9 protein-coding genes and 1 pseudogene are annotated in these 10,338 nt (G+C 49.3%); 6 read left to right on the top strand and 4 right to left on the bottom strand.

Annotation, left to right across the window (positions count from 1 at the left end):
• Positions 1-370 precede the first annotated feature (370 nt).
• The 3 genes from cgi121 to MPET_RS14240 form a co-directional block, all read right to left on the bottom strand.
• Positions 371-979, bottom strand: coding sequence for a KEOPS complex subunit Cgi121 (gene cgi121, locus MPET_RS14250; protein ID WP_013330739.1), 609 nt, complete (start codon positions 977-979; stop codon positions 371-373).
• Positions 976-3,219 carry an ATP-dependent DNA helicase gene (locus MPET_RS14245; protein WP_013330738.1) on the bottom strand — a complete coding sequence of 748 codons (2,244 nt, stop codon included), beginning with the start codon at positions 3,217-3,219 and terminating at the stop codon, positions 976-978. Before MPET_RS14245 ends, cgi121 begins: the two co-directional genes overlap by 4 nt.
• Positions 3,220-3,349: 130 nt before the next feature.
• Positions 3,350-3,892, bottom strand: a complete 543-nt coding sequence (locus MPET_RS14240; protein WP_013330737.1) for a KH domain-containing protein — start codon at positions 3,890-3,892, stop codon at positions 3,350-3,352.
• Between the two features lie 209 nt (positions 3,893-4,101).
• Between MPET_RS14240 and MPET_RS14750 the strand changes: the two genes are divergently transcribed.
• The 6 genes and pseudogenes from MPET_RS14750 (at position 4,102) to MPET_RS15630 (ending at position 9,515) form a co-directional block, all read left to right on the top strand.
• Entirely contained in the window at positions 4,102-4,668 is a 567-nt protein-coding gene (locus MPET_RS14750) for a hypothetical protein (protein WP_013330736.1), read from the top strand.
• 23 nt (positions 4,669-4,691) lie between these two features.
• Entirely contained in the window at positions 4,692-4,886 is a 195-nt protein-coding gene (locus tag MPET_RS14230; RefSeq protein WP_013330735.1) for a helix-turn-helix transcriptional regulator, read from the top strand.
• Positions 4,887-5,128: 242 nt separating this feature from the next.
• Positions 5,129-6,865, top strand: a complete 1,737-nt coding sequence (locus MPET_RS14225) for an ATP-binding protein (RefSeq protein WP_013330734.1) — start codon at positions 5,129-5,131, stop codon at positions 6,863-6,865.
• 132 nt (positions 6,866-6,997) lie between these two features.
• A complete protein-coding gene (locus MPET_RS14220; protein ID WP_013330733.1) occupies positions 6,998-8,446 on the top strand; it encodes a DHA2 family efflux MFS transporter permease subunit in 1,449 nt (482 codons plus the stop codon).
• A 336-nt stretch (positions 8,447-8,782) separates the two neighbouring features.
• Positions 8,783-9,064: pseudogene (locus tag MPET_RS15635) on the top strand (hypothetical protein); the annotation flags it as partial.
• Between the two features lie 118 nt (positions 9,065-9,182).
• Complete coding sequence (locus tag MPET_RS15630) at positions 9,183-9,515, top strand: potassium channel family protein (protein ID WP_263640440.1); 333 nt, start codon at positions 9,183-9,185, stop codon at positions 9,513-9,515.
• 32 nt (positions 9,516-9,547) lie between these two features.
• Here the strand turns inward: MPET_RS15630 and MPET_RS14210 are convergent, their stop codons facing one another.
• Positions 9,548-10,336 carry a hypothetical protein gene (locus MPET_RS14210; protein WP_013330732.1) on the bottom strand — a complete coding sequence of 263 codons (789 nt, stop codon included), beginning with the start codon at positions 10,334-10,336 and terminating at the stop codon, positions 9,548-9,550.
• Between the last annotated feature and the right edge of the window lie 2 nt (positions 10,337-10,338).

Raw genomic sequence — 10,338 nt, 5'->3', positions numbered from 1 at the left:
ATTATTAAAAATCACAAATAGCTTCTTTTTTATATTATTACTTACTTAGATCATGATGGCTTTTTTTCAAACTTCATTAAAACGTGGAATTTTTCAAACTTGCAAATTTTCTACACCATGCACAATCATACAATCTCCAGTGGAAATAAAGGGGTGGGGGTCTAAGACATTTCAGCATATTCCATAGGAAACAAAACATCCACATACAAGGAAGAAAATGTGAAAAGAAAGAATATCTCAATTGTTTTAGAAAAGGTTGCCATAGGAACTCTCTTCCTAATTCACTAGGAGTTCATCAGCCCTGATAGTTAATTTGTAAAAGAAAAATATCTTCAAATGCCAAAAAAATGTGGTTAAAACTGCAATTTAGCTATCTGTTCACGTCAAGAAGAGCACATCTTTCAATGACAATCTCCTCTATTCTTTCTTCTCCACAGACTTCAAGCTCCCTGGGTGTTATGGAAAAAATTTCGGCAAGCCGGGAGATCTTATCGGCGGATCTTTCTCCTGCAATATTCCTGCAGTCTTCTTCTCCGAAGAGATGAATCTCTTTTCCTGTGCATTCTTCAAGAGAAGAGATCCCGGATATCACCCTCCCGAAAACCTGATCGAAAGACTCTGTTTTTTTCTCCCTGTCCTCTCCTGAGATAGAATCATTATCCATGCAGATCACGATCACGGACTCATTCGCTCCTTTATGGATTCCGAATCCTGAGGCAAAACCTGTCTGCCTTGTCCCGAACGCATACAGGAGGACCTCCATCTCGAAAGAATTCGATATAGGGGTTTTGCATTCAAAGAAGGATCTATCGGCAAGTGAAACTGCCGCCCTTATATGATCGCACCCGGCGATTGAGTTCCTGTCGAAAAAAATAATATAAGCCGATGAAGAACCAGCGATTTTCCTGATCTCTGCAAGAAAGGATCTTTCATCTGCGATCTCAAAATCCCCCCTGTAAATCCTGTAATCCATACTCATTCAGGTCCGCCTCCAAAGCTGAAAAGAGAAGGCCGGCTCGGATCGTCTCTTCCGTTCACCGGAACCTCGTCTTCTTTGTCAGATATATATTCATTCTCTGGACGGGTTCTCCTCTTTGCATCTGCACTTCCTTCTCCTGCAGCCTGTTTCATGATCTGCTGTGCGATCTTTTTGCCTACAATCGCCGCGACACGGTCGAATCCTGCCTTTTCAAGATCTTCCGGTGCCATGATATTATTGTTGAAGAGTCTTCTTGCACGGACACGCCCGATGCCTTTCAGTCTTATAAGCGGCAGGAGCTCTCTCTTTATTCCGTGCTGAACCCGTATCGCGGTTTCGCGGACCGGATCACCGAACTCGGGGATCATCATCGAAGACAGCCGGGACGATGCATGAAGAAGCCAGTTCATACCCTCAACCGTATTGTATATATCCCCGGGGCCGATCCCGTACCTGCTGCATATCAGGTCTTCACCTGCTTCGGATATCCAGTCGTTTACAAGCATCGCCGTTTTTAAGGCCCTAAATCCTTCCTCCATAGAATCGAAAGAGATCTCTCTCCAGAGTTCGGCCTCGTTTTCGAAGTAGAATCTCTCGAGAACGTCCATGTCGCTCTTTTTAATATAGAGGGTATACATATCCGGCGTCGTGCAGAGCACCTGCAGGAAGCCGAGTTCGCTGAACTCCTTCGGTGCGGCCCCGGTCTCTCTTCCGCTCCTCTCCCTCAGCGCACCGGTTATGATCTCTGCAGTCTGCGGGGTTATGTACAGGCGTGATACGAGATGCCCATAGTCAGTTGACGAGAGATATTCGCCGGTCCTTGTAATCATTCCGGCCTCCTCGAGGAGTGCGACTGCATCTTCGACTATCCGGCCGATATACGCGGTGCTTTTGTTCATGTGGACATAAAAGGTCTCGTTTAAAAATTCGGGCAGCTCTTCTTCGGTCTTCACAAAACCCGTCGATATCAGAGAAAGGATCTGGCCGGTAAGCACCCTTTCATCGTCGAGCCTCGACGTCACGTCCTCGGCCGGTGCGCTGATGAACTCTTCATACAGGCCGTTTGCGGCCTCGGGACCTTTTGCGATAAGGACAGCCTCCCCGTATGGATCGAGATGTGGCCTTCCGGCACGGCCGGCCATCTGCCTGTACTCCCTCACAGGTATGGGTGCCATTCCTTCTCCGCCTTTAAACCTCAGGTAGTCCCTGATGACGACGCGCCTTGCCGGGAGGTTGAGGCCGGCGGCAAGCGTGGGGGTCGATGAGATAACCCTGATCGAACCCTGCCTGAAACCTCTCTCTACGATCTCCCTCTGGTCCCTCTTCATCCCGGCATGATGGAATGCCGCCCCTTTTTTGACGCAGGCAGCAAGAATCCTGCCCATGTCGGTTTCGGCGGCTTTTTCAAGTTCCACTGAAAGTTTTTCGAGTTCGGGCTCGTCAAGCTTCAGGGCGGACGCCATCCTCTTTGCACACCCTTCCGCATTTCTCCTGGAGTTAACAAATACCAGGCACTGGCCCCCGTCATTGACGCAATCTATGCAGAGGTTCTCGTCGTCGTTCTTCTTCGGTGTCTCTATCGTCTTTATCTCTTCGCCGAAGTAGAGGGTATCCCTGCAGAAGACCCCCTCTTTAAGTTCGACGGGCCTCCAGTCGGAGGTGACGAGATCGGCGTCTAGCCATGATGCGAGAGCCCTCGGATTTCCAATCGTCGCCGTGAGGCCGATAATCTGGAGATCTTTATTCCTGTGCCTGAGTTTGGTTATCACCATCTCAAGGGTGGCCCCGCGATCCTCGGAGTCGATCAGGTGGGCCTCGTCGACAACAAGGCAGGTTATGGAGCCCATCCACGCGGCATTGTTCCTGAGGAGGGAGTCGACCTTCTCCGAGGTGGCTATGATAATATCGTTTCTGCCGAGGTATTCGTCCTTTTTGTCGTAATCACCCGTTGCAATGCCTGTCTTCGGCCCCTTTCCCGAGAATTCTTCGAATTTTTCGGATGCCAGAGCCTTCAGCGGAACGACATAGAGGCACTTTCCGCGATTTGCGACATGACGATGCATCGCCATCTCTGCAACAAGTGTTTTTCCGCTCGCCGTCGGTATGGATATCAGGAGATTCTTCCCCTCTAAAAGCCCTTTTTCGACACAGTCGGCCTGGGGGGGGTACAGCTCGGAGATGCCTCTCTTCAGGCAGGAGGAGACAAGTTTTTCAGGGAGCCCCAGCTCTTCCAGTTTCATTGGGCTGCCCCTCCGACGGACCCCTTCTCTTCCAGTGGAAAGGTGTCTTTCAGGTTTATTATATCAAATTTACAAAGGGAAAAGGGAATTTTTTCCACTGGAAATGGTGCCATGATTCTGATTCCGCATATCAGTAATAATAATCGAAGATATTTGCTTTTGCTTCCTTCTTCTTCTTATCGAGGTAGGTAAAGACACTTTCATGTGGCATGCCCTCTATTAGCATCTCGATTGCATGCCTTGCCGTCTTCACCTGTTCGATTCCTCCTATGATCGCCACAGTCTTGCCGAGCACCGATATTTCGGCACCGGTCATATCCTCGATCTGTTCGCGGGCCTTTCCTGCCTTTCCTATGATCCTTCCCCTGACCCTCTCCATCTGCTTCGGGTTTTTGCAGGCGGCCGTAAGATCGATGATGTCCAGCATCATATCCTCGTCCTCAAGGAGGCAGAAGGATCTTTTCGGCGAAAAACCCCTGTTGATTGCCGTTATTATATCCGCGGCCTTGAGGACCAGCGGGGCGTCCTCCCCATCTATCGTGACAAGGCCGTCCTCGCTGTCGACAGAGATTACGGTCTGTGTCTCTTTCTCGATCTTCCGTTTTGTAGCCCCGCCTTTTCCGATTATTACGGCGATTCTCGCCTGGGTGACTTTTATCTCCTGTGTTGCCATATTCAGATTACCGCTGTTTTGCTGCTCTATAATTGTCTTTCATTCGTCATATAATATAAGATGGCGGAGAGGGATCACCTTTTTCCGGATACTACAATGCCCTGTTCAAAAGTCATCTGAAAACTGTTATATACTTCTAACATGTTATATAGATCTAACAAAGTGTTGTTAATTTCTAACAATACACTGAAGACTGAAAGGCGAAGCCAATGGAAGATCGAAAGAGAAAAATTGTCCTTACAAACATTTTCGGCATTGCAGCGGTAATAATCGCACTTGTTGTGATATACCTGAGTACAGGCGGGCTGTCGGCGGATGCGGTCGTATGGGGCGGGATGATAGTGCTGCTTCTTATAGCTATTACCGCTGTAAAAACAGGGAAAAAGAAGGAGTACAACTATGCAGGTGCTGTTGTCGGCGGGATAATGATCGTCGCCGGATTTGCTTTAAGTGCGTTTTCGTACTCCGTCACTGGTGAAACAACCGGGTCCGGCATTATCACCGGTGGAATAATACTGTTCATAATCTGCTTTGCATCTTTGAGGAAATCTGCGGATTCGGACATAAGAGACGAGCGTTCGCTGAAGATCGGGACATGGGCGATATCGTATTCGTGGTATCTTACATTTCTTGCGGTCATCGTGATGTTCTGGCTGTCTTATCTTGATATTGTAAAGATCGATGCATGTGCAGCTCTCGGGATCCTGATAATGCTCATGCCCCTCAGCACTGTTGTATTCCAGTGGTACTTCTCAGGTAAGGGTGACGTATATTGAGCCGGAGACCGGGGGAATAACGGATGGAGACAAGAATCCGGGAGTTCCGGGCGAAGAAAGATATGACCCAGGCGCAGCTTGCAGAGGCTGTCGGCGTAAGGAGAGAGACGATTGTCTTTCTTGAGAAGGGCAAGTACAATCCCTCACTTAAACTTGCCCATGACGTTGCAAAGGCACTTGATACGACAATCGAGGAGCTTTTCGTTTTTGATGATTAGTAGATTCGAAATAGATGCAAAAACATATAAAAACCGGTTTTTCAGCGATAACAGCTGATGCAGCCGATATGCCTGAAGCATTACCTCATTAAAAAAATTTAAATATTACAGGCTTAAGGAAATATAAAATCAAAGACAGGGTGCCGGGAGCATTCAGGAATCTGTTAAGTCTGATAAACGGAATAATAAAATAAGGCGACCTCCCGGGCGGCTCCGGGGAGAGGCTTTGCCAGGTAGTGTTCATGTCCCCGATAATTTCAGGCATTTTGTTCAATGCCGGATTCTGTCTGATTTCAGCATTTATTACCTGCAGCCTTGGATTTTTTGTCTATGCACAAAAGCCCTCGTCCCAGGTGCACCGCCTTTTCCTGGCAGTAATGATCTCGGCAGCTTACTGGGCCACAGGGGAGTTTTTCATCTGGCAGGCGGGCAGCCTCGAAGGAGTTACGTTCTGGCTTAAGTTCAGCTCTTTCTGGCCGTTAACCATAGCGTTCGGTTCTCATTTCATCCTTGAGTTTACAGGAACCTTTCGGGATGGTAAAAGGAAGCGCATTATCCTGGCGTGCATCTATCTGATCGCCATCGCGCTGTCGTTTATCGGTGTGTTTACAGATTGCCTCTATACCGCCGCATATCTGCCGGGGACCGGCTACGTCTATCTTCCTGCAGGCTGCAACCCCCTTTATCTGGCTGATATTTTATTCACGGCTTTCATCATGCTCTGGTCGTTCTGCGTCGGGTTTATCTCATGGAGGTATACCGAACCGGGGATAAAACACAGGCAGAACAGTCTTTTATTTGCAGGCATCATCATCACCATATTTTTTGGAATGCTTTCGGGAATTGTACTTCCGATATTCTGCATCTATATTCCGAATCTCGTCTTTATCGGCTTTGTCTTCCTTTCAGTCCTGATAGTATATGCGATGAAGCATTACGGGCTGTTCGTGCTGAGCCCCGAGACGGCGGTTCCTGAAATTATGAAGACAATGCCTGACGGACTGATCCTTGTCGATTCAGGGGGAGGCATTGTTGCTGCCAATGACTCGGCAGGAAATATATTCCCTTCGCTGAAAAACTCTCCTGCAGGCAGATCTGCGGAAGAGCTGGTTTCTCCCGGGAATTACGGAGCTATAAAAGATATAATCACAAAAAAGGGTGAAATATCCGACTTTGAGATCGGCCTTCCCGGGAAAACGACAAGATACGTAAGTGTTTCAGGATCGGTCGTCCGGGACAGGAGCGATGAACCGTCCGGAGCCGTGCTTATTATCAGGGACATAACGGAGCGGAAAGCGTCGGAGAATGCACTCAGGGTCGCAAACGACAAACTTTCCCTGCTCTCGCAGCTTACCCGGCATGACATAAGCAACCTTATTACTGCACTGTCCGGCTATCTCTTCCTTCTTGATGATAAACTTAAAGATCCGGAGGAGAAGCTGTATCTTGGAAAGTCGATCGAGATCACTGACCGCGTCATGAAACAGATCGAATTTTCACGGAGTTATCATGATATTGGATTGGAAAAACCGATGTGGAAGGGTCTCGGGGAGCAGATCTCAGGTGCCGCAGAGAGCCTGGTCCGGGGGGATGTCCAAGTCCGGCTAAACATCGATCCGGTCCTTATCTATGCAGATCCACTTGTTGAAAAGGTTTTTTACAGCCTGATTGAGAACGCCATAAGACACGGGAAAAAGATAACAGAGATTGTCGTATCTGCTGAGGAGCAGGAAGACGGGAGCCTGATATTAAGAATAGAAGACGACGGCATTGGGGTTCCTGAAGATGAGAAAGATAAGATATTTTCATATGGCTACGGCAGGAACACCGGGTTCGGCCTTGCCTTCTCCCGGGAACTCCTGTCGGTTACCGGAATAGAAATATCTGAAAACGGTGTTTTTGGTGAAGGAGCCACTTTTGAGATACATATACCAAAAGGAGCCTGGAAACGCCGCCCCGGTTCTCCGGATCAGAGTTGAAAGGGATTGCGGTGCGATGAATATCAGCCCGGTGCTTAAAACCCGGTATAACCGGCCCGGGTTTGCTTCCTCTTCAATTCGCCCAGTAATTATGAATGATTAAAATACCTGAACAACATTTAAAGATTTATTATGTCTGAACCTCCTGCCCGGCAGAAGATGTCGCCGAAAGAGCTCCTTATCGTCCTCGTTATTTCACTTGGATCATTTATGTCCGGTCTTGATGCAACGATAGTGAATATCGCCCTTCCCACTATCGCCAAGGCCTTCGATGTATCGACCGTGACCGTATCGTGGGTCCTGAACGCATACCTGATCGTCCTTGTCAGTCTGCTGCTTGCCGCCTCCCGGCTCGGGGATGTCAGGGGATACAGGAAGATCTTTATCGGAGGTTTTGTTATATTCACCTGCGGATCTGCCCTTTGCGGCCTTGCACCGGCGATCGACGTTCTTATTCTCTCAAGAATGCTCCAGGCGGTCGGCGGTGCGGTCATCGCTGCACTCGGGTCGGTCATGGTCACTTCGTATCTTGCTTCTTCTCTCCGCGGGCAGGCGCTCGGTCTGGTCGCCATGTTCACGATGCTCGGGGCGGCTCTTGGCCCTGTTGTCGGCGGATTCCTGACCACGGTCCTTTCGTGGCAGTACATATTCTACGTAAACGTGCCTGTCGGAATAATTGCGATACTTCTGGGTTTGCATGTCCTCCCGCGTCTTGACCCGGCTTCGCCCGGCGCACGGCTCGATGTTCCCGGCGCCGCCCTGGTCTTCATAGCACTCGGGACACTGGTATTCGGCCTGACTGCACTACAGGGGGCAACGGCGACAGCCGCAACAGGGGCTCTCGTAGTTTCACTCATCTTCTGGGCATTGTTCTATATCAGGGAGCGCCGCGCCCCGGAGCCCCTGATCGACTTCAGTCTCTTTTCCAGTCGTGCCTTTTCGATCCAGAACATAAACATAATGATCGTCCAGCTCTGCATGGCCGGGGTAATGCTGCTCATGCCTTTCTATCTCGAACTTGTCAAGGGAATCCCGACCGACAATGCCGGGATGATCCTTCTTGCACTCCCGATAGGGATGATCCTCACATCTCCGATTGCAGGAAGAATCTCGGACGTCATAGGGACGAAGAAGCCCATTATTCTCGGAATCGCTGTCGCGGCAGTTGCCCTGCTTCTGATATCGACCCTGGGCGCCAATTCGAACGTCGGCCACGCGGAGATCTATCTCTTCCTACTCGGGGCAGGAACCGGTTTTGCCTATGCTCCCCTCAACAGTGCGGTAATGGGAATATCCCCCCCCGAGTCACGCGGTTCGACATCGGGGCTCATCAAGATGATGACGAACCTCGGGTCGTCGCTCGGTGTCGCCCTTGTCATGCTTGTCGTGACCGCCGCCGTCGGGCCGAAGATGGCGGAGGTGTCCGCACATACGCTTCCGCTGCAGGATATGGCTAAGGCCTTTGACGTGGCATTCTTCTTCCTTATGGTCGTGGAGATTCTCGGTCTTGTGCTGATGTTTGCAGTGAAGGATGTCCGGACGGACTACAGTACTGACGGAGAGCCGGTTGCAGGATTCTGATAATTTTCCTTTTTAGTCCTGTATTTTTCCGCTGAAAATGTCAGGATTTATGTGGTATCGAATTTTATTACTGGTATGAACGGTCCCGGGGCATGGTTCTTCCCCTCTTCAGGCAATCGGCAGGAAGGGTTACATGAATCCTGATGAGAAGAGGACCCGTGTAAAATCCAGGGTCTATTAGATACTTGAAAAACCACCCGGCGATGACCGGACGGCCTTCATTGTCCAGGCTTTTCTCGCGATAGTGATACTCCTGAATACTGTTCTTGTCGTAATATACACCGTGCCAGAGATAGAGCGGAATTACACTCTGGTCCTCAATTTCATGATAACCACATGCCTGCTGATATTTGCCGCAGAATACATACTCAGGCTCTGGTCATGCACCAATGCACCAACATTACGCCGGAGCGACTGCATTATGCAACGGGTGTTTTCATGATAATCGACCTGATATCAATTATCCCGCTGTTCTTCCCTTTTGTCTTTGTAAAGGATTTTGCAATGCTCAAAATATTCCGCCTGCTGTCGATATTTAAGCTGGAACGGTACGCACGGCATTCCGGGTCTCTTGAACTCCTCAGGCGTGTGATCTTCAAGAAAAAGGAGATCTTTACAATAATGATCTTCTTCCTGGTCTTTATCATCCTCTTCTCGTCAACGATAATGTATCTCGTTGAATACGAGGCCCAGCCGGCGAATATTTCCAGTATTCCGGCGGGCAATGTGGTGGGCGATGATGACTGTGACCACGGTAGGATACGGGGATATATTTCCGGTAACAGTTCTGGGAAAGATACTGGGCTCGGAGATTACCATTGCAGGGGTGCTCCTCCTTGCACTTCCTTCCGCTATTCTCGCAACAGGATTTATAGAGGAGCGCCAGAAAGAGCGTGAGTCATCTTTGATCATGGCACCTGAGAAAAAGATCGAGCTCCTGGAACGGATCTCCAGGCTCAAAGAAGAAGGCAATATCTCGATTGATGAATTCGAAACGCTCAGGCGGGTTGTATTAAGAGATTATTCCCGGAATAATGAATTAACTGAAGATAAAGCCGGAGAAAGTTGATCTTTAGCAAAAAAAGGGTTTTATTTTAGTACCTAAAGTTCAGACGCTGCCTCTTCGATTGTGACCGTCCATTCCCCGTCGCAGACCACATTGAAGAGATAGTTGTTGTCGTTTGAGACTCCGACAATTACCGAACCGTCATATGTACCCTCGTGGAATGCGAGCGGATATTCGATCTCATCTTCCATGAGCGGGTTTCCGTCGAAGTCGATCAGGTGAACAGCGACATACGTGTTGTTCCCGGTTGCAATCGAGACATTGTACGTTCCTGCGTTGATCTGGAAGAACGGAGTTGCCTGGTTGCCTGCTCCTGTAAATGTCTGGGGCACGATTCCGTTTATCGCCTGCGGGAAGGAGACTTCTATCTCCCATGAGCAGTCTGAAGGAGCGGTTACATTGAATTCAGTAGTTGCATTGTCGTCGATCATGAACTCCTGGCTCCAGACGTACATGCCGCCATCCATTGCCGTGTCAGCTGCGGATTCGTTGAAGCCGAAGGGCAGTGAGATGTAGTCTTTTTCAGTTGAAATCTCTATACGGCCCGATTCGGGAGTGCTCTGCCTGAATACGAGAAGGTGGACTCCTGCGTCGAGGTCCGTGCTGACCTGTCCGCTGCCTGTTCCGGAGAGTTCCCTTGCCTCTTCAGGTGTTGCTTCTGCGGTTGCAGTTTCGGTCGGAACGATCGTCTGCTCCGTTGTCTGAACTGCTGTTCCCTGTGCACCTTCATCGGATGTTCCGGTGCATCCTGCCGAAAGCACGAATGCTGCCGCCAGAATTACCAAAAAAGCACTGAATACCAAAATTCCAGAATTTTGTTTCATGT

Origin of the sequence: Methanolacinia petrolearia DSM 11571 (assembly GCF_000147875.1) — an archaeon.
In the GTDB taxonomy this organism is placed as follows: domain Archaea; phylum Halobacteriota; class Methanomicrobia; order Methanomicrobiales; family Methanomicrobiaceae; genus Methanolacinia; species Methanolacinia petrolearia.
The sequence above is the reverse complement of the archived record's forward strand: the minus strand, read 5'-3'. Positions and strand labels throughout refer to the sequence as shown.